We start from the raw sequence: 21890 nt of genomic DNA, 5'->3' as shown, positions 1-21890 counted from the left end.
GAAATGAGTGGACACCATGACGACAATCAAGATTATCACAGATAGCAGTTGCGACCTTCCCGGAATGATCGTAGATGAGATAGGGATTGCCATTGTTCCATTATCCGTACATTTTGGAGAGGAATGCATGCCGCCTGACATGGAGCTTGCTGATTTTTATGCGAGAATGAAAAAGGAGAGCGTCCTGCCAAAGACGTCAAGTCCGGCTCCGCAGCTATTCCTCGCTGAGTATCAGAAGACCCAGGTTGATCAAGATATTCTTGTAATCAGTCTTTCATCGGCACTAAGCAGTACCTACCATCATGCAGTCATGGCTAAAGAGATGCTTCTAGAAGAAGGTTTTGCAGGTCGTATCGAGATCATTGATTCGAAAACAACCTCACTAGGACTTGGCGTTCTCGTCTATAAGGCAGCCAAAATGGCGGAAGCGAATGTTCCATTTGAACAAATTGTAGAAGTGATAGAGAAGGCTGTAAAGACTTCCGGTACTTTCTTCTTTTTAGACACACTTGAAAATGTAATCAAAGGTGGAAGGCTCGACCGCGTTCGGGGAGCTGTTGCCTCTGTTTTGAATATTAAGCTTCTGATGAAAGCCAGTGAAGAAGGTGCCGTAGAAGTGATAGAGAAAATCCGCGGCACCCAGCAAGCTTTGAAACGATTAATCACCAAAATAGGGGAAACTCACCACGATTTCGATAAAGATGTAATTGCCATCGCACATTGTAATTGTGAGGATAGAGCGCGTGAAGTCTTGAACCAACTATTGGATAAATATCCGTTCCGCAAGGTGCTGTTCTCTAACATGGGCACGGTTATTGGTACCTATGCTGGTGAAGGCGGCGTGCTAATCGCTTACTAACATGTGAGCAGAGATATGACAAAAGACGTGACTAAAGACACCTATTTACTCGATTCTTATGATCGGTGAACAGGTGTCTTTATACGTTTTTGGAAGCTATGGATTTAGTTCGCTTTTAGCCGACCATGCCCCTCACGGGGCACTATGGCATTAGTTTCATAAGTTGTACAAACTACAACTCAACTAGAAGCTAACCGGGAAAATGGGTTTCCACAATCTCTGTATCTTCCGTTGAGACCAGTGGAGACAGCTCACCTGGAGCCATCAACCATAATTCATGAAGCGCGCGCGTGCAGCCTACATACAGAAGCTTGGCATCCATAAAAGTGGCTTCGTAATGCCCGGCAGTGACATCCATGAGCAGCACAGCATCAAATTCAAGTCCCTTGGTCAAAAAGACGGGCAGGACTGAGATGCCACCGCGATACACTCGCTGCTTGGAGGTTATGAGATTCGTTTCAATGCCAGCATCTGTTAACGCATCATGCAGCTCCTGTGCTTGCTTCTCCGTACGAGCAACAACAGCGATTGTGCTCGAACTCCCTTGCTTCAAGGCTGCGATGGCACGCTGCAGCAGCGGCAATCGACCTTTGATGTCCGTCTGTAGCACGCGGACTTTGTTGCCGCTGCGGAACACAGGAACGGCAAGGAGCGGATTCTCGACGCCTCGTTTCAGAACCTGATTGGCAAACTGGATGATTTCCATCGTGGAACGATAACTTCGCTCCAGTTCGAAATAACCGGTTTCGTCTGTCTGAAACAAGTTGGAAAATTCCTTCCAGTCTGTGATGCCTTGATAAGCGTGGATTCCTTGTGATAAATCGCCTAGTATCGTGAATGAGCTATTTCTTGTGTAAGAATCAAGCATAGCCACCTGGAAAGGTGAAAAGTCCTGTGCTTCATCGATCACGACATGGTCGAATAACCGATCAGAAGGTATGCCGAAAAGGCGTGTATGAATATAAAGGAGTGGAGCGAGATCCTCAAGCTGCACTTCTTTTTTCTTGAAAAGCTTCAGCGAAGCAGTGACAATAGGTTCTGGTACTTGGTTGAGTAGGTCAATGGGCAAGCTGTCCGGACGACCTTTGTCTGAGAAGAGCATTTTGTAGAAGCTGAATGCCGAGTGATCAGGCCATCCTGTCAGATACGTGCGCAGGCGCTGAGCAGCTTTCTTTTTCAGCTCTTTCTTCCGACTTTGCTCCCAAATCTTGTCGAGCTGAATTTCCATCCAGCGTTTGATCCGAGCAATGACACGCTCGCGCCTTTTGACAAGCGGATAGTGCTTATTCTCTACGAAGAACCATTCGCGAATGGAAGCAATCGGGAGCTTGACGCCTTCCCACGGGATGAAATCTGAGGTTGGTACATAAGACTCCTCGAACCTTGTGAGACAGTCATCCAGGTATTGTTTAAAAGCAATGGACCCTTTAAAACGTCCTGGAGCTTGATCATCGACAGGCGGTCTTTTGCTGCCAAGTGAGAACCAAGTTTGAAGAACGAGTGCCTGATCCGCTAGCTTCACTTCTTGGTCGAGAACATCAAGTGCCCAATCTGTGAAAGTGCTTTGCTGGATATTTCCGACACCAAGTTCAGGCAGTACACCGGAGATGTAGTCAAGGAACATTGAGTTCGGTGCAAAAATGATCATCCGTTCTGCACGAACCTGCTCACGGTATTGATAGAGTAAGAAAGCAAGTCGATGCAGGGCGACAGTCGTTTTACCGCTTCCTGCGACCCCTTGGATAATCAGAGCTGTATTCTTCGCTGCGCGGATAATGCGATCTTGCTCGGCTTGGATGGTAGATACAATGTCGCGCAGCTTATTATCCTTATTTTCGCCAAGTCGGTAAAGTAAGAATTCATCGCCAACGGCCAGTGAGTCTTCATTGCGGTCATAAGTATCAACGACACGCTGAAGAATTTGTTTACGAACGACAAGGTTGCGCTTGAGATAAACGAGGCCATCGATAAGGCCGTCTGGTGAGTCATAAGAAGCAGCTTCCAGTCCACCCGTGAAGGAATAGAAAAGGCTAGCGACGGGTGCCCGCCAGTCAATGACAAGCAATTGGCCTGTTCGCTCGTCCTCGACGCCTGATTTGCCAATATAAAGGGGAAGGGCGGAAGCCGATCCAGTCTCTTGGAAGTCTAGGCGGCCGAAATACGGCTCATCAACGGCTTTAGCTAAATTGTGTCGGCCATTCTCGCGTGCAGCCTCCAACGCTTGTTCTGTTAAATCCGGACCGTAATAAACAGGAGTCGACCTAAGCCGCTCAAGCTGTTTGTCAATTTCCGCATTCGTTCGTTCAAGTTGTTGTAATTCTTCTTGATAGGCACTTTGAGTCTTTGTGTCCAAGATCAGTTACCTCCTAAGATCAGATGTTGTCTATTGTATGAAATAAACAGGTAAACAATATATCACACCTGTCAGTATATGGGAAGCTAAACTGTCAAGCTTGTGATTTGGGCTCATTGGCAAAGAATGTTATAATGGACGGGAACTTATTATAATTTGAAGGAGTGTGGAGCTATGTCCATCTACAATTTGGAGGTTCAAACGATCTCAGGCGAAATGAAGTCACTTTCCGAATATAAAGGAAAAGTACTGCTCATTGTCAATACAGCAAGTGCATGTGGGCTTACACCGCATTATAAAGGACTCCAAAGCTTATATGAGCAGTATCAAGGTCAAGGATTGGTTGTTCTAGGATTTCCTTGTAATCAGTTTGGCGGTCAAGAACCTGGCACGAATGAAGAAATCCAAAGCTTCTGCGAGATCAATTACAAAGTAACATTCCCGTTATTTGATAAAATTGATGTGAAGGGTGAACATGCTCATCCGCTATATACTTATTTGTTAAACCATACACCTGAACCGTATCGTACAGGAGAAATCGAATGGAATTTCGTGAAATTCCTGGTTGATGCAAGCGGTATTGTTGTTAAACAGTACAGTGCTAGTACGGATCCAGAGACGATCGCTCCGGATATCGAAGCCATTTTAGCATAGAACAATAAAAAAGCTGTTGCAACTACAACAGCGACTCGCTATAATCATAATAATCATGAAGTTGAAGGAGACGAATCATATGAAAAATACAGCTTGGTTCGTACAAATTCATTATTTTTATAGGCGTTAGCACACACCTGTACATATCAGGGTGGGCTAACGCATTTCGCGTTGGCCTCCCTGCGGGATAGCAATTCGCGCAGGACCATAGGTCCGGCGCGTTTTTTTATCTCGTAAAGAATGGGAAGGGTGGATGGTATGCGATACGTGGAAGGAACAAATGTAGGTTGGAGTTCAGATGATTCGTATGGAAAGCAGCTAGAAGAACAAGCTATGGTCATCCTTCTTGACCCTAAAGCTTCTGAAGCTGCATGTCGAATGACAAATGAGCTGAAACTAGCTGGTATAGGCTTAAAGATGGTTGATGAGAAGTTGGATGTGGGTGAGCAGCTAACGATTGCTAAAAAGCTTGGAATTCGTTTTATCATCTGTATTAGCTCGGAAGATAGTTCGACAGACCTAGTGAAGTTAATGGATATGCTAGATCTGCATGAGAAAGTGATGCCGATGGATCAAGCCATCTTTTGCATCGAAAAGATATATCCGCCAGCACCTTTTACATAATAAAGAATGGAGTGAAAAGATGAAGCACCAATATGGATTTATTTATGCACATCCAGATGATGAGACGTTTCTTAGTGCGTGCATTATTCGCAAGTTTGCCGATCAAGGAGAAAATCCCGTTTTGTTGTTGGCGACACGAGGTGATGCGGGAAGGCAAGGTTTAGAGCGGGCAACTGATCGATCAGAACTGGCTAAACTGCGAGAGAAAGAGATGGATGAAGCCGCCAAAGTGCTGGGCTTATCTCACGTGGAGCACTTGGGCCATCCGGATGGTCAGCTCGCGGAGATTGACTTCAATGCTCTAGTTGAAGGTGTTATCGCTTTTATTCAGCGGTATGAGGTCGAGGTTCTCTTCACATTTCCGGAGGATGGGGGCAATGGTCACCCTGATCATATCACCATCTCCAAGGCGACAACGGCGGCAGTAATGAGCGGGAAATGTCCGAGTGTACGTAAGTTATATTATGCAGCAGCTGCTTCATTACGAGCTAAAGGACACAAGCCTTCGATAGAACTAGATACAGAGGCTGGTTGGCCGATAAAGGCAGCAGCCTTGCGGGCTCATGCAACTCAGCATGTGGCTATTGCCAAATACTTCGGTGACCTTGATGTTTTTCCGGAAGATCGTCGATGGGAAGCTTTTGTGCTAGGCTGGCAGGATGGTACGATGTGGCCAGAGCAGGACCTGACGAACGTACTGGAAGAATAAGGTCGTAAAGTGGTTTAATAGGGGACAAGGCAGGTGAACGGCTACATGGCAATTATAGCAAAAATTGAAGCAGTGCTTATCGCGGATGACGCTTCAACGTTTGTAACGAGAGAAATTGACGGTGTTGAACTAAGTTTTGGGGGCATTGAAGGCGATCGTCACTACGGGTTATTCGCCAAGGCGGACTCGCGGCAGCCGATGTATAAGAAAGGCCAAGAGATTATGAATCGTCGTCAACTCAGTATTGTCTCACTTGAGGAACTGCAAGGTATTGCGCAAAGACTGGGTGTGGAAACTATTAAACCTGAGTGGTTGGGTGCAAATATTGTAGTTAGCGGTGCTCCTGAATTAACCAAGCTACCTATGGGAATCCGAATGATCCTGCCAAGTGGCGGCGGACTCGTGTGCGAGGGTGAGAACGAGCCTTGTGCAGGTCCTGGTAAACAGATCGCTAATTATTATGGAGACAGAAGTCTAACGCAACAATTTATCAAACATGCACAGCAAAGCAGAGGGATTGTCGCTTACGTGGAACGCCCAGGCGAGATAAAACCAGGTGACTTGGTCCAGATTCAAATTTAGCAAAATTATTTTTTAAGGTACCCCCAGAAGTGTGCGTCTCTTCTCGAAATCTATATTAGAGAGCTTTATCATAGAGAATTGATCAGGAAGGTGTGGAGAGATGTCACTTTGCAACTGTGAAACATGTGGACAAGTTTATATTTCTAAATTTGGAAATCATTGTAAATCTTGCTCCCAGCTTCATTTGAACGAGTCACACAAAGTGAAGGATTTCGTTCGTGCCCATCCGCGTGCCACACTTATTGAGGTTTATCACCAAACGGGTGTATCTTTAAAAACGATAAAAGAACTTATTAGAGTTTGAATACATAGGAAATGAAAAGAGGCTGACTCAAAAGGTTAATAACCTAGCGAGCAGTCTCTATTTTGTTTCGATACGGAGCGAAATCTAACAGGAATTCCTCCAGTTCATTTGGCGTTAATGGCTCTAAACGGTCTTTTTTATGTGGGATTATTTGGCTGCTTAGTAAAAGTAGCGATAGGTGGCATCCGAAGGGAAATAAGTGATTGACGTTCCGCTCATGAAGCTTCAGGGTAGGGGGGATTGAAAATCCGCACCTAGATCTTCTCGCCGGGCTTCTTATTCTAGGTGCACTTTTACTGGTTCGAGACGAAGTAACGGAAACAAATAAGAAAAAGCCTTCGGTTCCCAAGTGGGATTGAAGGCTTTTTACACTATTTTGAAAGCAGTCACTACCGCTTAGCAAAAACATCCAGCAGAAGTTCATCCTTCACAGGATCTTGAACATCCCAGGCTGTAGCGAATCTGACTTGGTGAGAAACGCCGACAATTTCGTACTTCTGTACGAGATGTTGGCGGGCTGAGCCGATTATGAGCGAATGCAGCCGCAGCTGTTTCTTCTGACCAAGAGCGCTAAGCTTCTGCAAGGTCGCTTTGGAAATTTGGCCGACACCATCGGTCACCATCACGAAGTCGGCATCGTGAAACTGCCGCTCGTGTTGTACGATGTCCATGGCTCTGCTTAGCGGCGCGTCGAAGTTCGTGCCGCCGCCGAATGCGAGCTGAGCCAGCCCATAGAAGCGGTCCCAATCCGGCCGCTTATACGATAACACATGCTCGATGAGCTCGCCCTTCGCCCCGAACAGGAGCAGGACGAAGTCCCGCCGCTCTAAGAGTGAGAAAGAGGCGAAAGTTGCCGTAAACAGCTGCGCAAGCCGCAGCTTGCTGCCTCGCATGGAGTGGGAGGTATCGAGCATGCAGATAACAGGACCTTTCTGCGGCTCTTCAATCGAGCCGGTGTAGTTGTAGGTCATAAGCTTATTTTCCATCCATTTGACGAGAAAATAAGGCTCAAAATCTTCGTCAGCGAGCAAGCTGGCCTCGCTCGGAAGCAGATGCGCGATGTCGCCTGACTGGCGTAAATCATCGTAGGCTTCCGGGACATAAGGCGAGCGCAGCTTCTTACGCTGCTCACGAAGGTGATGGATGTTCCGGCCCACCTCCTGCAGGAAAGACACCAGATCCTTGCTGCGCTTCAGCTTCTCAATCCACTGCACGTAGTGCTCGAACGTTTGCCGCCGCAATTTCCCCAGCTCGCTGCCCCAGCGCCGGTTGGCAAGCCGCTGACTCGCTTGCACGAGCTCGTGCACATTGAAGCTGTCCGTCTCTTCGAGGGACAGCGTCTCTTTCAAAGCTTGTCCGAGCCAGTCGCCTAGCTTGGCCTCGATCTCCCGCATGGCCGCGAGGTCGCGCGCGCTCATGCGGTCCAGCTGCCGCTCGCGGCGCTCGAGTTCCTCTTCCGCCTTGCGCAGCTTTGCCTTGAGCTTGTCGCGCTTCATGAACTCGGTGCGCATCTCGCTTTGCAGCTCTGCGATGCGATGTTTCAGCGCACGTATCTCCTCCGCGACGAGCGGCCGCGAATCAACAGCTTCCTGCTTGTCTTCTACGGCGCGCTTCCCTTGCTGCAGCGTATAGCCAACGAGCCGCAGCTTCTCGATCTGCTTCTCGGAGAGTCGTTCACTGACGCTCATTTCCTCTTGTCCGCTCATCTGCTGCTTCTTCTCGAAGCCGAAGCCGCTTATTTTCTGTTCCTTCTGTCTGCGTTTGACTTCCTTTTCATAAGATTCGGTAAGCCACATCAGCGCTTTAAGCGCTGTTTTGAAAGAGGCATTCACTTGCCCGATAGTTCGAGGATGAATGGACACATAGAAGTACTGCTTACGCAGTGTTAAGACCATCCAGCGGTGAAAGGGAGTTTCCTCAACGGTACCGTCCACTTCAGGCTTCGTTATATAGAAGCACATAAAGAAATCAGCAAAAAGCTCAAGCGTAAACCAAGGGGCTTGCCTTACGGCCTCGCGCATCCATTCTTGGGCGACGCGTGATGAGTGTACGTAGCCCTCGAACACATACCTGTCAACCCGAGTGCAGTGTATGATCATGTAAGTATCCTCTTATAAGGTATAGTCGTATACGATTCCTGGGATTTCCCGATCAAACAATGTGCGATATAAGCCTTGGATGGATTGTAAAATACGTTCGCCCTGAATGCGCAAGTGCGTGAATTTAACGGCATACTGCTCAGGGTGCTGCAGAAAGATGGATTGAGAAGCAATCCATTCCGGCAGTTTCTTTTCTTTCTCCTGCCAGGAGACAAGTCTGCCGCGCAAGCTTCTTGCTGTTTCTTCCAGCTCCGTACGACAATCTTCCAAGGTAACTTTCATTCGATCAGTCTGAATCCTTATTTAAAGCGCCGCCGATTTCTTTTTTAAATTGAAAAGCATGTAGTTCATCTTCTTTCTCCAACCATTTCTTAACCGTCAAGTTATATTGAAGCAGCGGGAGTTCTTGTTCCATTTCTCGTTTGAGCATGTCCTGAAATAAGGTGTCGAAGATAGCTTTAAGCTCTACCAAATCTTCAGGAAAATCCCACAGCATATGCGGGGTTAATACGGTATCCCACACATTGACAGCGCTGCGCCCATGGATAGCTGCTGAAATCTTCCACGAATGTCCAATCTTGTGGTATCGGCGATCCGAAAGCACATATTCTTTCTCTTCAAGAGCTGTCTTCAATTGAAAAAGCATGTAAACCAGCGCATCGGGCAATTGAACTTCGGCTGCTTGTGATTTCAACTGTTTCACCAATTCCGTTGACAAGAGGGTAGGCAGAGGTGTGTTTGGTGCCTGGAACATGAGTTCAAAGCTGGAAATTTGCTTGACATATTCGACTTCAAATCGGAACAAGAAACGGTCGTACAGCGCAGCTAATTGTTCATTATCTTCGGGTAATTCATTCGATGCTGCCATTAGGAATAAAAGGGGAGACTGCTGCTTCTGCCGTCCATTGAAGAAAACACGTTCATTCAAGACAGATAGAAGGGCATTCAGTATGGCGCTGTTCGCTTTGAATATTTCATCTAGGAAGGCGAAGCGAGCACTTGGTAAGTAGCCGTCTGTGAGCCTTACATACTCATCGTTTTTTAGCTTTTGTAAGGAAACAGGCCCAAATAATTCGTCCGGTGTTGTGAAGCGGGTTAATAGATAATCATAATAAGGCTCGTTACCGAATAATTCGGCAGCAGCGCGTGCTAATTGAGATTTCGCTGAACCGGGAGGTCCGACCAGTAAGACATGTTCCCCGCTCATGATAGCGAGCAGCAAGACACGGATGAGCTCTTCCCGTTCCATGAACCGTTTTTCGAGATGACCCATAGCTTCTCTTAATTTGTTCTGTATGACGATGGGTTCTTTCACATTGTTGTCCCCCTTGGCGTAATCAAAGCTCGTATGTTTACATTGTATCAAACTGCCCGTCAAACATCGAATATGCTACAATATAAGCTGTAGTGTCTAAGTGACATAAACGCTGCGCAGGCAGCTTTCAGTCTTTCAAGAAAATAAAAAGGAGCGCTTCCTATGCCCCATATGATCGTTAGAGGAATTAGTGTTCCTCAAATTCAATCCATTAGTACAGCGTTAATTGAAGAACTAGCTCAAGTATGCTCGTCTGGAACTGACAACTTTATGCTGGAATGTCTTCCCACAGTTTCCATATTTGAAGGGAAGGAAGTCAATACTTATCCTTTTATAGAAGTAGGATGGTTCGAGAGAGGGCAAGAAACACGTGATGAATATGCTGGAGTCCTGACCAAACACGTTCTTTCGCTTGGCATTCCTGAGGTGGAGATCGCCTTTCGCGTATACCGGGAGGACAGTTATTATTGGAATGGGAAGTTAATTTGAACGAATCCTATGCCTAACTGATTTAATGAAGGAGTGGTCCCTATGCGGATTGGTGTGATTTCGGATACTCATTTATCGCCTCGGGTGCAGAAACTGCCTGATGCGTTAATTACAGGTTTACAAGGTGTTGATCTGATCATTCACGCGGGAGATTGGGTGAGCGAGCACGTTGTTGAATTCGTGGAACAAATCGCACCCTGTGAAGCAGTGGCAGGCAATAATGACGGATCAGAGATCGTTGAACGATTCGGTCTGAGGAAAATACTCACAGTCGGCGGCTACCGAATTGGTCTTATCCACGGAGATGGCTTTCGCAAAACGACAGAGGAAAGAGCCCGAGAGGCGTTCCAGACTGAGCGGCCGGATATCGTCATCTTCGGACATTCCCATGTGCCTTACCAGCAAATGATTAACGGTATTCTCATGTTTAACCCAGGCTCGCCTACGGATAAAAGAAGACAGCCGCAATATTCCTACGGCATTATCGAGCTCGGTGATAGCATTCATGCGAGGCATTTCTATTATGACAGTAAGGCTTAACCACTGATATTGCCGTAATCCTGCTTACCCGCCGGACACGGCTTGGAAAACGATAAGCTGATCGCCTGGCTGCAGCGTGATTTCTAAGTCTTCCAGCCAAGCGATATTCGTGTCATTGTAATAAAGCAGGACATGCTTGCGGACTTGCCCGGTTTCGGTCCATAGATGAACACGCAGCAGGGGATAGCTCGATATAAGTTGATTGAGTGCTTCCTGCAACGTAAGCGCATCCAATTGAAATTTGACGTTTCCTCCTGTGCAATCACGCAGCAAAGAAGGGACGCTGACGGTAATAAGCATGCTAATCCTCCAAAATCATTGGCTTCACAGTAAGGATTCGTGATAATTGTCCAGGCAGACGTTCCCAGCTTTCTCCACGATCCAGTGAACAGTAAATTTCACCTGAGGTTGTTCCAAAATAAATCCCATAAGGCTCGAGCGCGTCCACTGCCATCGCGTCTCGCAGTACGCTGACATGACGTTCTTCATCTGGGAGCACATCCCCAATGGGCTTCCAAGTGTTTTCACCGCGTGCCATTCTGTAGACAATTAACTTGCCGTCACGCATTGAGCGTTGTTCACTGCTTTCCAGCGGGATAAGAAATAAATCGCCTGTTGCTGAAATCGCAATCGGGAAACCAAACGGGGCATCCCCGTCACGAAGTGTAAGGCCCTCCTCGATAGGAAGCCAGCTGTCACCGCCATCCATGGATTTGAACACCCCGCTATGCTCCTGCATATAGAGAATATCGGAGTTTTCCGGGTCGAGCACCATCTTGTGCACACAGAATCCGACACGCTCGTCCGGTTGACCTGTTGGTATTCGGTTCAATCCGTTGTTACAAGGCTTCCAGCTAATCCCCCCGTCAAGTGTACGGAAAACACCAACCGCGGATATTCCGATCCACATGCGCTGCGAATTTCTTGGATCAATAAGGATGGTGTGCAAGCACATACCGCCTGCTCCTGGAAACCATTCCGGACGTGTCGGGTGCTTCGTTAAACCATCTAACTCTTGCCACGATTGACCGCTGTCTCGGCTAACGAATAATCCCGCTTCTTCGACACCCGCAAAAAGAGTTTCGGGCTGAGACGCTAAACCAGGCACCAGCTGCCAAATACGGTTTAGTGAGAAGCCGCTTTCCTCGGAGTACCTTGGACTATCTGCAATTTGCTCCCACGTTTCTCCGCCATTGCTAGATACACGTATGGTCGCCCCATAAGCAGCATGCGAGGTTCCTGCATACAACTTATTAGCTGATCGTGTATCTCCAAGAACACTATAAGCTTCCCATCCAGGTAAAAAAGGTCCTTGAATGGACCAGTTCCGTCTCTCAGTCGTTGAGGAATAAATGAAAATGCCTTTATTGGTGCCTACGAGCAGTTGAACGCGCTTTGACATACGTGCCCTCCTTTAATCGAACTACTAGGATAAATTCGACAGATGGCAAATAATTCCTTCTCCAAAATGGTGCCATTTCCTACGTTTGCTTAGGTGTACACCGTGTTTGCAAGAGTAAGAGGGACATACAGTATCATAGGTCTATTATTCGAATGGCGGTGATTCGATGCGTACTACGGTAGGTGTCCTTTTGGACTTAGAAACTTATTTGGGTATTGCAAGAGGAAAAACAGGAAATGAATGCTTAGCCCTGTATAACAAGGCAGGAAAGATGCATGGATTAAGGCCTTTTTATATGTGTTTACAACGAATAAAAGGTAATTCTGCTGTGGGCTATTACTATGAAAATAATGCGTACAGGCTGGTTAGGCGTTCTATTCCACGTGTGACACATAACCGAGCCATTAGCTTAACTCCTTACTTAAGAAAAAAATTAAAAGAGCTTGCCCAATCGAGCTTTGTTTTCAACAGGCGAAATCGCTATGACAAACAACGTATACATCAACTTTTATATACGAATCAATCGCTGCGTAAGTATCTCCCTGATTCTATTAAATATTCGCGTGAAAAATTAGAAGGCTTCATGAAGAAGTACGATTCACTTTTCATTAAGCCAACAAACAGCAGTGTGGGAGACGGGATTATTAAAATAACCAAGCAGGATAGTGGGGATTGGCATCTGTACTGGATGAAAGGCAAACCCAGGCTAGCTTCCAAGAAGCAAGTGATTTCATTCATTGCGAAGAAAGTGGGTAAACAAAACTACATGATTCAGGAAGCAATTCAATTAGCAACTTTCAATGAAAGGCCTTATGATTTACGTATATCGGTGCAGCGCGGAGGCAGCGGGCAATGGCAAGTTACCGGAATGATTGGGAAGGTTGCTGCTTCAGGCCGTCATGTGACTAATGTGGCAAAGGGAGGGAAAGTTAAACGTTGTGAGCAGCTTTTTGAATCCAGCAGTTTTGATTCTGTCCAAATGAAGCAAGAGTTACAACAAGTATCTCTGGCCATTTCCCAATATATTGGTTTAAAATTGCCTAATATGGCTGACATTGGATTAGATGTAGGCGTTGATGAGGATGGCGAGATTAAATTGATCGAAGTAAACGGCAGAGATCAGCGCTACACCTTTAAAAAAGCAGGCTTAGACACGACTTATTATCGTACTTATGAAACACCCATGCGATATGCAAAGTTTCTATTGAATCAATTAATGTAATGGTATGATTAATTTGCCCCAGTCTTCTGGGGCTTTTGAATAAGAATACATCCTGTTTTTCAAACTAAGTAGAGACTGAATACAGGGGAATTTCTCACTATTTTCTAATCTACTTAGATTATACTTAGCGTAATTATGAGGCAAGGGAGTTAGCGATGAAACGGATATTACTCATAGAAGACGAAAAAAACCTGGTTCGGTTTATTCAACTTGAACTGGAACATGAAGCATTCGAAGTACAGACAGCTTACGATGGAAAAACCGGATTAGAGTTAGCCCTACAGGATCATTGGGACTTGATATTGCTAGATATTATGCTGCCAGAGCTGAATGGAATTGAGGTTTGTCGTCGTATTCGTGCAGCAAAGAAGACCCCAATCCTCATGTTGACAGCCAGAGACAGCGTTATTGATCGTGTATCAGGCTTAGATAGCGGCGCCGATGATTATATGCCCAAACCCTTTGCCATTGAAGAATTATTGGCTAGGATAAGGGCTATTTTCCGTCGTATCGAACTTGATGGAAATGACCCGCATGCGATGCTTTCTTTTCAAAATATTCAAATTGATATGGATGCCCGTATAGTTTATAAAGACAAGCAAATCGTTGAGCTTACGAAGCGCGAGTTCGATTTATTAGTGATGTTCATGAAAAACCGTAATCTCGTACTGACGCGTGATATGCTTTTGGATCATGTATGGGGGTATGATTCGTTAGTGGAAACGAATGTTGTCGATGTTTATGTCAGGTACTTGAGGAACAAGTTAGATCAAGCTGGTGAAAATAGCTGTATTCAAACGGTTCGTGGAATCGGATACGTGATGCGATGATGGGACGATTAACTTGTTTTATTCGACAACTCCCCATCAAATGGAAGCTCATGTTAGGGGCAACAACACTCATCTTCCTTTTATTTGCAACCTATAATTTCTCGCAATATCTAGTTCTCAAACAATGGATGATGAACCAAGAGAAAGACAAAATTCAAGTAAGCATGTCGCAGCTTCAAGACTATTTAAATGAAAAATCAAATACGCTGGATGCCGTGCTGATAACAGAAGTTCGACCCTACATAGAAAAACTGATCGGAAAAAACCAATTAGTACGTATCATTGGGCAGAATGGGGAGCCGCTCCTGACTGTATCGAATCATTTTGATGAAAATTGGGTTGCACCTAGAGCAGTGTCAGAACCGGAACTGTATGATATCACCCCCCAAGAAGATCATATTCTTATTTATAGGAGTCCTTTCATAACGGAAAAGTTTGTTGGAACTTTAGAGTTCGCAAGTAATCTAGAAACGTTCGATCATTTTAGTCAGACGTTATTCTGGGTTATGCTGATCGGTGGGGTGTTGGCTGTTTTCATTAGTGCAATTAGCGGCTTAGCTATTGCGAGGCAATTGATGCGTCCTATTCGGGCATTGGCAGCTACCATTCGAAGCGTGAAGGAGAAAGGGCTGACAGAGCGTGTTAACAACATAGAAAATGGGGATGAATTATCCAGCTTAGCGCAGTTGTTTAATGAATTGATGAATCAACTGGAAGTCTCCTTTCGCCAACAAAAGCAATTTGTAGAGGATGCCTCTCATGAGCTGCGGACACCCATAACGATATTGGAAGGCCACTTGTCCCTCTTAAATCGCTGGGGTAAATCAGATCCTGAAGTCTTAAATGAATCCTTGCAAGCTTCCCTCCAAGAGACTAGGCGCTTGAAAGGGATCGTCGAAGAACTTCTGACTCTAACAAGAGTAGAAACTCACCTCGTTACAGAAATTATTGAGCCCATTCCAATAGAACCCGTTATTCTAGAGACACTCAAAAGATTTGAGGCCCTCAATCCCGATTTTGAATTTCAAGTCAATACGGTAAAAATAAGTAATGTCCTGATAGCGATAAGCGCGCTGCATATGGAGCAAATTCTCCTGATTGTTCTAGATAACGCGGTTAAATACACCTTTCAAGATAAACGGATTAGTATTGAGGGACTACGTTTGACAAATGAAGTGCAAATTACAATAGAAGATCATGGAATAGGGATTCCGCAAGCCGAATTGCCTTATGTGTTTGACCGGTTCTATCGTGTTGATAAAGCAAGAAATCGCGAGATAGCGGGTACAGGGCTGGGGTTGTCCATTGCCAAGCAATTTGTGCACAAATATCAAGGGGAAATAACCATACGAAGCAAGGAAAACGAAGGGACCAAAGTGATAATTAATTTACCTATTAACCAAATTCTTAACTAATCTATTTCTCATTTTGTTCTCAGCTTCATCATGTAAAGTCATTTCAAATGCTTGCGGTAGAAGTATTCTGTTTAAATAAAGGATGATGAAGATGAGTAGATTCCGGGGGAAAGACCGTATATGGGTGATTCTTAGTCTGGGAATTACACTGATAATCGTACTTTTTGGTGTATGGACGATGTTGCATATACCATCTGTTCAGTGGCATGATCGCTCTTTCAAAGGTTTATTTAAAAATTATGGCTCTCAAGCCAGAATTCTGTTATTTGCTGTTTTGGCATACTATGTGTTTAAAACAATTATACAGAGACGATGGGTAGATCAAATGCTTATACTGAAAAAGAGTGCTATTGCCCTTTTGAAAGTAACTCGGAAATTCCATACACCTATCGCTATTCTTGCAATCGGCGTCATTTTTTTGCATATCGTTGGTGCTTTCTTATACGGTATCAAGCTTGATTTTGCCAACATAAGTGGACTTCTCGCAGGACTAGCCTTGTTGCCTGTTCCAATTGCAGGGGTATTTCGAGCCCGAGGACTTGATCGGAAATGGCATTTACGATTAGGATTAATCTTTGCTGTTTTATTTCTAATTCATGCATTCCTTTGATAAGCTGGGGATGAAGGGAGGACATCAATTGAAAAAAACATTCATGGCGGTATCGCTACTCATGCTAATGATGACGGGTTGTTCCAGTCCGGATCAAAGTCATGTAGCGACATCAACACAAGCACCAACTCAAACAGCGACTCCCGCAGCATCGCCAAGTCCAACCTTATCACCTTCACCAAGTCCGTTGAACACGTCTTCAAGTCCGCCGAAAGTGCCTAACCCGGCTGTTTCCGAAGGGGCTAAGCCCGACCATGTTGTGATCGTGGTAGAAGAGAATCATTCCTATGAGAAATTGATTGGCAATGCGTCAGCCCCTTATATCAATGCCTTGGCTGGGCAAGGGGCATTCTTCACGCATTCCTATGCGGTAGCACATCCCAGTCAGCCTAATTATTTCGTCCTATTTTCAGGCTCCGATCAAGGTGTTAAAGATGATTCTTGCGGTCATCAATTTAAGACGGCTAATTTGGCTAGCGAACTGGTTAAGGCAGGTTATTCGTTTGCAGGCTACTCGGAGGATTTACCTGCGGTAGGTTCAACCGTTTGTACGAATCACCAATATGGCCGAAAACACAGTCCATGGGTGAGTTTCTCCAATGTTGCCAAAGAGAGCAATCAACCATTTGACCAATTTCCAAAAGACTTCAGCAAACTGCCAACGGTATCTTTCGTCATCCCTAATCAGGATAATGACATGCATGACGGGACAATCCAAGCCGCAGATGATTGGCTGAAAAAACACATTGGTCCTTATGTAACCTGGGCTCAAAGCCATAACAGCATGCTCATTCTAACGTGGGATGAAGATGACTTTTCCAAAGACAATCATATTCCTACAATCTTTGTAGGACCTATGGTCAAACCAGCAAAATATGATCAGCATATTACGCATTTGAATGTATTACGTACGTTAGAAGAGATGTATAAACTGCCTTATTTGGGTGGTACATCTGAAGTTCCTGCTATTCAAGGCGTTTGGAAGTAAGAATAAAATCAAATAACTCACCGCTTCTTGGTGAACTGTATTGAAGCCCGTTTAGCTGCTAAACGGGTTTTTCTTTTGTGGACAGAGAGTTAAGAAAGATTTAAGAATTGCTTCACAAGCACTTCACTTTTGTTGACTATGATGTAGTTGTAAGCCCATATCAAAGGGAGAGAGTTTGAGATCCCTATATTAGGAGGAAAAAATGAAAAAGAAATGGTTAGTGTTAGGTAGTGCTGTTGGGATCAGCAGCATCGTCATGGTGACGACCGGGTTTAGTGCATTGGCGAGTACATCTGGGTACGATGCATATAAATCTGCTCTGAAAAACACCAAAACGGTTCAGAATGTAGCTGTACAAGCGTCAGCAGCCTTACAAGATAACGGTAATGTGCTTGCAAGCGCAAATGGAAGTTTTAAAGTGAGCCTGGATACAAAAACGGCAAGTGGAAGTGCAGATGTTTCAGCGAATGGTACACAACAATCGCTCAACTTCTATAAGCAAAATAATCAAACCGTACTTAAATCAAACGCTAGTGATGTTTATTTTGTGAATCAAGAAAATGAAAAGAAGCACAAAACCGAGAAGAAGCTGAATGAAACTGACATTCCTCAGCAAGTTGAGACTGTTATTGACGCTTTGGTTGGTAATCTGAAGGACTACGTGGCCGTTGATACGAAAGCTGATGGGTCTAAAGAGATCGCCATTCAACTTGATAACGCTCAGATTCCTACTGTAGTCAATGCTCTGGCGCCGATTGCCATTAAAGAAGCAACCAAAGCAGAGAAAGACGGAGAGACAAATGATGACGCCGTAAAAGCAAATGAGCTGCCGTTCAAAGAAGATTTCTTGAAAAACGCTGCTCCACAGCTGACGCAAGATATCAAAATCGATAAAGTATCCGTTAAGGCAACCGTAAATGCTAATAATTATATCTCTCATCAAGAAGCAGATTTAACGGTCTCTGGTAAAGACGATAGTGGAACGGTGCACCAAGTTACCCTTCACCTTCAAGCGGATCTGTCCGGTTATAACAGCACAACACCTGAAACCATTGATCTTACAGGTAAAACCGTACAAACATTGAAACATGATCACCAAGGCAAACATGGCGATAACGAATAAGAATTAGCATTAGCATTAGCAATACTATTTGATAACAGCAGATAGGCTTCCCTGTCCAAGCCTATCTGCTTTTTCTCATAAGAAAAGGGGAATCTTAGTGAACACCATATTAGAGACGGCGCATTTGAGTAAAGTATATGGCAATGACCGGGGAATTCGAGATATGAATATCCAGCTGCATGAAGGAGATGTATATGGATTACTTGGGCCAAATGGCGCAGGAAAAACAACGTTTCTAAAGCTAATAACGGGTTTAATCCGCCCAGATAAAGGGACGATTTCATTATTTAATGCCAATCTTGTTGAACAATTCGAACAAGGTATGCAGCACGTAGGCAGCATGATTGAATCGGCAGATTTTCATGATTTTCTTACTGCATGGCAGTATTTAGAACTTGTCGCCCGCTTCTATCCGAGTGTCATGCCAAAGCGAATCGAAGAAGTCTTGGATCTTGTAGGCTTGTTCAAAGTTCGTAAGGAGAAAATCAAAGGCTATTCAACAGGTATGAAACAAAAACTCGCACTTGCTGCGGCAATTCTACCGGAACCTAAATTAGTCATCTTGGATGAGCCTACGAATGGGCTGGATATCGAAGGCACGGTTATGTTTCGAAAGTTGATAAAGCAGTTGTCCGAAGAGAAGGGGACGTCGTTCTTGATCTCGAGCCATATGATTCATGAGCTAGAGCAGCTTGTGTAATCGGGTGGGGATTGTTGTTGAAGGACAATTAAAAAAAGAAGGGTATGTATCCGAACTGCTGCAAAGTAATCAATCCTTAGAGCAATTCTATATTGACGAACTTCAGCTTTCAAAGGAGGACCAAGATTGTGCATAGATGGCGCGCCGGTTACTTAAATGAACTTTACTTGCTATTGTATCGAAAGAAAGTTGTTATGTTCGCTATCTTTTCAGCGATTCTTCCTGTCCTGCTTGCCATTTCGCTGGGCGCTTTACAACCAATTCTCGGTCTTATTGCCGTTAGCCAGTCCTTTCCGATTGAGATGTTAACGATTTACACAAGTATCTGGATCCCGCTGTTTATCTTCACGGTAACAGGCGATTTATTTCCCAATGAAGTGGCATCTAGAACGTTGAAGCTTGCTTTGCTTCGTCCGAATTCACGCTTTCAGGTTTTTGGAACAAAAGTCGCTGCTCTTGGTACGGGTATTGCAGGAATTCTGATTGTACTCGGCATCGTAACCTTTATCTGCAACCTATTTGCTGGGACATCAGCTAATTTCACGGATTCGTTCCATATGTTTAAAGCTTACATCGCTGCATTTGTCTCCATGTTTGCTTTATCAGCCTTGTTTATATTCGTTTCTCAGTTTTTCAAAAGTGCCAGCAGTTTCATGGTCTTTTCACTCGTGTTGTATGCGGCTGCCAAAATTGCTCCATTCTTGATGAGCTCCATTGCTGCGTTTTCACCAGCCTCCTATACGGATTGGCATATGCTCTGGCTTAGTCAAACCGTTTCCGCGGGCAAGCTTTTAACTACGACTCTGTTCCTAATTTCCAGCTGCATGTTGTTTTTGGCTCTTGGATACTATAAATTTGATAGAAAAGAAGTATAAAAACGGGGAATCTACTCATGTCTATTCGTCTTAAGTTATTGATCTCCTATGCGGCGATGCTGCTAATACCACTAGTCATGATGATTATTACAGCTGTTCTACTAGTCGTTGTTTTTAAAGGCGATTTCCAAAGTATCCGAGATCAATATGGATCAGGTATTGGACTATTTGAGAATCAGAATGTGGAACATACGTTTAAAGATTTGAAACGTTCCTCGGAGAAAAATCCGTCCATCCTAGCCGATTCAGCCTACTTAGCGGATATTGATCAAGAGCTTCAGTTAAGTAATTCAAAGCTGGTTGTACGTAAGGATAATACGCTAGTCTATGTTTCTCCAACCTTGCAAGGATCAGATGTGCTCCAGCAGCTGCCTGCGTTCAAACATCCTGGGCATCCAGAACGGGGAGATGCCACGAAGTATGGGAAAAGACTGCTGGAAGTAAACTCGTTTGATTTTTATTACAATGGACAACAACCAGGTAGTGTTTTCATTGTTACGTCGGTTAATCCGATCGTCAATTTCACGCAGAAATTTTTCCCAACTCTCTTTATCACTCTGCTTATTATTTTGATTCTCACGCATACTTTGTTAACTTATTTTGTCTCAAAAAGTATCATTACCCCTCTTCGGAAGTTAAAGAATGCTATGAAAAGGATTCAATCAGGTGATCTTGATTTTCAAGTACAGATCACAAGTAAGGATGAAATTGGGCAACTCAGCATAGCCTTTGAACAAATGAGAAAACAATTGCGGGAATCCATTCATACGCAAATTCAATATGAAGAAAATCGGAAAGAGCTTATCTCTAACATTTCACACGATATTCGTACTCCTCTTACAGCGATTAGAGGCTATGTAGATGGTTTAGGTGACGGAATAGCCGATACCCCTGACAAAAAACAAAAATACATCGAAATCATTTCGTCCAAAGCCGAAGAGATGGATCATTTAATAGATGAATTATTTCTATATTCCAAATTGGATTTGAAGCGGGTGCCCTTCAATTTTGAAGTTGTTGATTTCGCCTCTTTTTTGGAGGATTGGTCCGATGAACTTGAATTTGAACTTGGCAAACAAGGCGTTCATTATAAGTCTGATATCGGGTTAAACGAGCAGATTCAGGTCTCGATCGATCGGGACAAAATGAAACGCGTTTTCTCCAACATCATGGACAATAGCTTAAAATATATGAATAAACCGGAAAAACATATTGGACTGCATGCAAAGATTGCCGGTGAACATGTTATTATAGAAATTACAGATAATGGAGTAGGCATGGATGCTGAGGCGCTTCCGCATATTTTTGATCGCTTTTACCGAGCAGATCCATCCAGAAACAGTAATAACGGGGGAAGTGGTCTAGGGCTAGCGATTTCGAAGCAAATGATCGAAGGTCATGGCGGAACCATTGAGGCGCGCAGTATGAAAGGTGAAGGGACTTGTATGACGATCAAATTGCCGCTAAGAAGGCACAAAGACGGTGATAACGAATGAAACGATTATTAATTGTTGAAGATGAACAACTGATTGCTGAACTCGAACGTGATTATTTAGAAGTGAGTGGCTTTAAAGTTGATATTGCGATGGATGGCGAGCAGGGTCTGAAGCTGGGACTTAACGGAGAATATGATTTAATCATCCTTGATGTCATGCTTCCTCTGTTGAACGGATTCGAAGTATGCAAGCAAATTCGCGAGAAACATCAAATTCCAATCCTGATGGTTACTGCCAAAAAAGAGGACATCGATGTGATAAGAGGTCTTGGTCTTGGAGCAGATGATTATATTACCAAGCCGTTTAAACCTGGAGAACTGGTTGCAAGAGTCAAAGCCCATTTGGCCCGCTATGAGCGATTAATTGGCACCAAAGAAAATAGTGAAGAAATTCGCATTCACGGTCTTTTAATCGATTACGGTTCCCGCCGCGTTTTCGTTCATGAGCAAGAAATTAGCCTTACGACGAAGGAATTTGATTTACTCTATTTTCTGGCAATGAATCCGAATCGTGTTTATAGTAAAGATCACCTTTTTGAACGCATATGGGGAATGGATGCGATGGGAGATTCACAGACCGTTACAGTCCATATCCGTAAATTACGAGAGAAAATTGAATTAGATGCATCCAGCGCTCAATATATTGAAACGGTATGGGGTGCAGGTTATCGTTTTCGCCTATAGATATATGCGATGAAAGGT

The 21890-nt window shown here is 44.4% G+C and carries 21 protein-coding genes and 1 pseudogene; 17 read left to right on the top strand and 5 right to left on the bottom strand.

Annotated features, from left to right (window positions below; translation table 11 throughout):
• Positions 1-16 precede the first annotated feature (16 nt).
• Entirely contained in the window at positions 17-859 is an 843-nt protein-coding gene (locus ACBP55_RS21925; protein WP_464644941.1) for a DegV family protein, read from the top strand.
• Between the two features lie 190 nt (positions 860-1049).
• Here the strand turns inward: ACBP55_RS21925 and ACBP55_RS21920 are convergent, their stop codons facing one another.
• Positions 1050-3212, bottom strand: a complete 2163-nt coding sequence (locus ACBP55_RS21920; RefSeq protein ID WP_464644940.1) for a HelD family protein — start codon at positions 3210-3212, stop codon at positions 1050-1052.
• Between the two features lie 174 nt (positions 3213-3386).
• Between ACBP55_RS21920 and ACBP55_RS21915 the strand changes: the two genes are divergently transcribed.
• The 4 genes from ACBP55_RS21915 to ACBP55_RS21900 all read left to right on the top strand — a co-directional run bounded on the left by ACBP55_RS21915 (position 3387) and on the right by ACBP55_RS21900 (position 5781).
• Complete coding sequence (locus tag ACBP55_RS21915; RefSeq protein WP_464644939.1) at positions 3387-3866, top strand: glutathione peroxidase; 480 nt, start codon at positions 3387-3389, stop codon at positions 3864-3866.
• A 258-nt stretch (positions 3867-4124) separates the two neighbouring features.
• Positions 4125-4490 (top strand): His/Gly/Thr/Pro-type tRNA ligase C-terminal domain-containing protein, encoded by a 366-nt coding sequence (locus tag ACBP55_RS21910; protein ID WP_464644938.1) that lies wholly within the window; start codon positions 4125-4127, stop codon positions 4488-4490.
• Between the two features lie 19 nt (positions 4491-4509).
• Positions 4510-5199 (top strand): PIG-L deacetylase family protein, encoded by a 690-nt coding sequence (locus tag ACBP55_RS21905; protein ID WP_464644937.1) that lies wholly within the window; start codon positions 4510-4512, stop codon positions 5197-5199.
• Positions 5200-5244: 45 nt separating this feature from the next.
• Positions 5245-5781 carry an MOSC domain-containing protein gene (locus ACBP55_RS21900; protein WP_464644936.1) on the top strand — a complete coding sequence of 179 codons (537 nt, stop codon included), beginning with the start codon at positions 5245-5247 and terminating at the stop codon, positions 5779-5781.
• Positions 5782-6474: 693 nt separating this feature from the next.
• Here the strand turns inward: ACBP55_RS21900 and ACBP55_RS21895 are convergent.
• Together ACBP55_RS21895 and ACBP55_RS21890 are read right to left on the bottom strand one after the other, a co-directional pair.
• The gene (locus tag ACBP55_RS21895) at positions 6475-8184 is read right to left on the bottom strand and encodes a vWA domain-containing protein (protein WP_464644935.1); all 1710 of its coding nucleotides are present in this window, start codon (positions 8182-8184) and stop codon (positions 6475-6477) included.
• A 12-nt stretch (positions 8185-8196) separates the two neighbouring features.
• Positions 8197-9457: pseudogene (locus ACBP55_RS21890) on the bottom strand (AAA family ATPase).
• A 204-nt stretch (positions 9458-9661) separates the two neighbouring features.
• On the opposite strand from ACBP55_RS21890, the gene ACBP55_RS21885 reads away from it, so the two are divergent.
• Both ACBP55_RS21885 and ACBP55_RS21880 read left to right on the top strand, forming a co-directional pair.
• On the top strand, positions 9662-9988 hold the full coding sequence (locus ACBP55_RS21885) for a DUF1904 family protein (RefSeq protein WP_464644934.1): 327 nt from the start codon (positions 9662-9664) through the stop codon (positions 9986-9988).
• Between the two features lie 42 nt (positions 9989-10030).
• On the top strand, positions 10031-10528 hold the full coding sequence (locus ACBP55_RS21880) for a metallophosphoesterase family protein (RefSeq protein ID WP_464644933.1): 498 nt from the start codon (positions 10031-10033) through the stop codon (positions 10526-10528).
• Positions 10529-10552: 24 nt separating this feature from the next.
• Here the strand turns inward: ACBP55_RS21880 and ACBP55_RS21875 are convergent, their stop codons facing one another.
• Entirely contained in the window at positions 10553-10828 is a 276-nt protein-coding gene (locus tag ACBP55_RS21875; protein WP_051253244.1) for a MoaD/ThiS family protein, read from the bottom strand.
• A gap of 1 nt (position 10829) precedes the next feature.
• Complete coding sequence (locus tag ACBP55_RS21870) at positions 10830-11930, bottom strand: WD40/YVTN/BNR-like repeat-containing protein (protein ID WP_029194237.1); 1101 nt, start codon at positions 11928-11930, stop codon at positions 10830-10832.
• 166 nt (positions 11931-12096) lie between these two features.
• Here ACBP55_RS21870 and ACBP55_RS21865 point away from each other — a divergent pair, with 166 nt between their 5' ends.
• The 10 genes from ACBP55_RS21865 (at position 12097) to ACBP55_RS21820 (ending at position 21872) form a co-directional block, all read left to right on the top strand.
• Complete coding sequence (locus ACBP55_RS21865; RefSeq protein ID WP_464644931.1) at positions 12097-13152, top strand: YheC/YheD family endospore coat-associated protein; 1056 nt, start codon at positions 12097-12099, stop codon at positions 13150-13152.
• Between the two features lie 155 nt (positions 13153-13307).
• Complete coding sequence (locus ACBP55_RS21860; RefSeq protein ID WP_464644929.1) at positions 13308-13982, top strand: response regulator transcription factor; 675 nt, start codon at positions 13308-13310, stop codon at positions 13980-13982.
• On the top strand, positions 13979-15397 hold the full coding sequence (locus ACBP55_RS21855; RefSeq protein ID WP_464644927.1) for a HAMP domain-containing sensor histidine kinase: 1419 nt from the start codon (positions 13979-13981) through the stop codon (positions 15395-15397). The genes ACBP55_RS21860 and ACBP55_RS21855 overlap by 4 nt, the downstream gene beginning before the upstream one ends.
• A 91-nt stretch (positions 15398-15488) precedes the next feature.
• Positions 15489-16007 (top strand): hypothetical protein, encoded by a 519-nt coding sequence (locus ACBP55_RS21850; protein WP_464644925.1) that lies wholly within the window; start codon positions 15489-15491, stop codon positions 16005-16007.
• Between the two features lie 28 nt (positions 16008-16035).
• The gene (locus tag ACBP55_RS21845; protein ID WP_464644923.1) at positions 16036-16995 is read left to right on the top strand and encodes an alkaline phosphatase family protein; all 960 of its coding nucleotides are present in this window, start codon (positions 16036-16038) and stop codon (positions 16993-16995) included.
• Between the two features lie 202 nt (positions 16996-17197).
• Positions 17198-18118, top strand: a complete 921-nt coding sequence (locus ACBP55_RS21840) for a hypothetical protein (protein WP_464644921.1) — start codon at positions 17198-17200, stop codon at positions 18116-18118.
• Positions 18119-18215: 97 nt separating this feature from the next.
• Positions 18216-18818, top strand: a complete 603-nt coding sequence (locus ACBP55_RS21835) for an ABC transporter ATP-binding protein (RefSeq protein WP_464644919.1) — start codon at positions 18216-18218, stop codon at positions 18816-18818.
• Between the two features lie 128 nt (positions 18819-18946).
• Positions 18947-19693, top strand: coding sequence for an ABC transporter permease (locus ACBP55_RS21830; RefSeq protein WP_268618361.1), 747 nt, complete (start codon positions 18947-18949; stop codon positions 19691-19693).
• Between the two features lie 17 nt (positions 19694-19710).
• Positions 19711-21189: a sensor histidine kinase gene (locus ACBP55_RS21825; RefSeq protein ID WP_464644918.1), complete on the top strand. Its 1479-nt coding sequence runs from the start codon at positions 19711-19713 to the stop codon at positions 21187-21189.
• Positions 21186-21872, top strand: coding sequence for a response regulator transcription factor (locus ACBP55_RS21820; RefSeq protein WP_464644917.1), 687 nt, complete (start codon positions 21186-21188; stop codon positions 21870-21872). The genes ACBP55_RS21825 and ACBP55_RS21820 overlap by 4 nt, the downstream gene beginning before the upstream one ends.
• Positions 21873-21890 lie beyond the last annotated feature (18 nt).

The sequence above is a fragment of the Paenibacillus sp. WG02 genome, from assembly GCF_055396115.1.
The sequence above is the reverse complement of the archived record's forward strand: the minus strand, read 5'-3'. Positions and strand labels throughout refer to the sequence as shown.

What these genes read in the sequence shown, in the direction of transcription:
- ACBP55_RS21925 (WP_464644941.1), top strand. Translation starts at nt 17, where the DNA reads ATGACGACAATCAAGATTATCACAGATAGCAGTTGCGACCTTCCCGGA.
- ACBP55_RS21915 (WP_464644939.1), top strand. Translation starts at nt 3,387, where the DNA reads ATGTCCATCTACAATTTGGAGGTTCAAACGATCTCAGGCGAAATGAAG.
- ACBP55_RS21910 (WP_464644938.1), top strand. Translation starts at nt 4,125, where the DNA reads ATGCGATACGTGGAAGGAACAAATGTAGGTTGGAGTTCAGATGATTCG.
- ACBP55_RS21905 (WP_464644937.1), top strand. Translation starts at nt 4,510, where the DNA reads ATGAAGCACCAATATGGATTTATTTATGCACATCCAGATGATGAGACG.
- ACBP55_RS21900 (WP_464644936.1), top strand. Translation starts at nt 5,245, where the DNA reads ATGGCAATTATAGCAAAAATTGAAGCAGTGCTTATCGCGGATGACGCT.
- ACBP55_RS21895 (WP_464644935.1), bottom strand. Translation starts at nt 8,184, where the DNA reads ATGATCATACACTGCACTCGGGTTGACAGGTATGTGTTCGAGGGCTAC.
- ACBP55_RS21885 (WP_464644934.1), top strand. Translation starts at nt 9,662, where the DNA reads ATGCCCCATATGATCGTTAGAGGAATTAGTGTTCCTCAAATTCAATCC.
- ACBP55_RS21880 (WP_464644933.1), top strand. Translation starts at nt 10,031, where the DNA reads ATGCGGATTGGTGTGATTTCGGATACTCATTTATCGCCTCGGGTGCAG.
- ACBP55_RS21875 (WP_051253244.1), bottom strand. Translation starts at nt 10,828, where the DNA reads ATGCTTATTACCGTCAGCGTCCCTTCTTTGCTGCGTGATTGCACAGGA.
- ACBP55_RS21870 (WP_029194237.1), bottom strand. Translation starts at nt 11,930, where the DNA reads ATGTCAAAGCGCGTTCAACTGCTCGTAGGCACCAATAAAGGCATTTTC.
- ACBP55_RS21865 (WP_464644931.1), top strand. Translation starts at nt 12,097, where the DNA reads ATGCGTACTACGGTAGGTGTCCTTTTGGACTTAGAAACTTATTTGGGT.
- ACBP55_RS21860 (WP_464644929.1), top strand. Translation starts at nt 13,308, where the DNA reads ATGAAACGGATATTACTCATAGAAGACGAAAAAAACCTGGTTCGGTTT.
- ACBP55_RS21855 (WP_464644927.1), top strand. Translation starts at nt 13,979, where the DNA reads ATGATGGGACGATTAACTTGTTTTATTCGACAACTCCCCATCAAATGG.
- ACBP55_RS21850 (WP_464644925.1), top strand. Translation starts at nt 15,489, where the DNA reads ATGAGTAGATTCCGGGGGAAAGACCGTATATGGGTGATTCTTAGTCTG.
- ACBP55_RS21840 (WP_464644921.1), top strand. Translation starts at nt 17,198, where the DNA reads ATGAAAAAGAAATGGTTAGTGTTAGGTAGTGCTGTTGGGATCAGCAGC.
- ACBP55_RS21825 (WP_464644918.1), top strand. Translation starts at nt 19,711, where the DNA reads ATGTCTATTCGTCTTAAGTTATTGATCTCCTATGCGGCGATGCTGCTA.
- ACBP55_RS21820 (WP_464644917.1), top strand. Translation starts at nt 21,186, where the DNA reads ATGAAACGATTATTAATTGTTGAAGATGAACAACTGATTGCTGAACTC.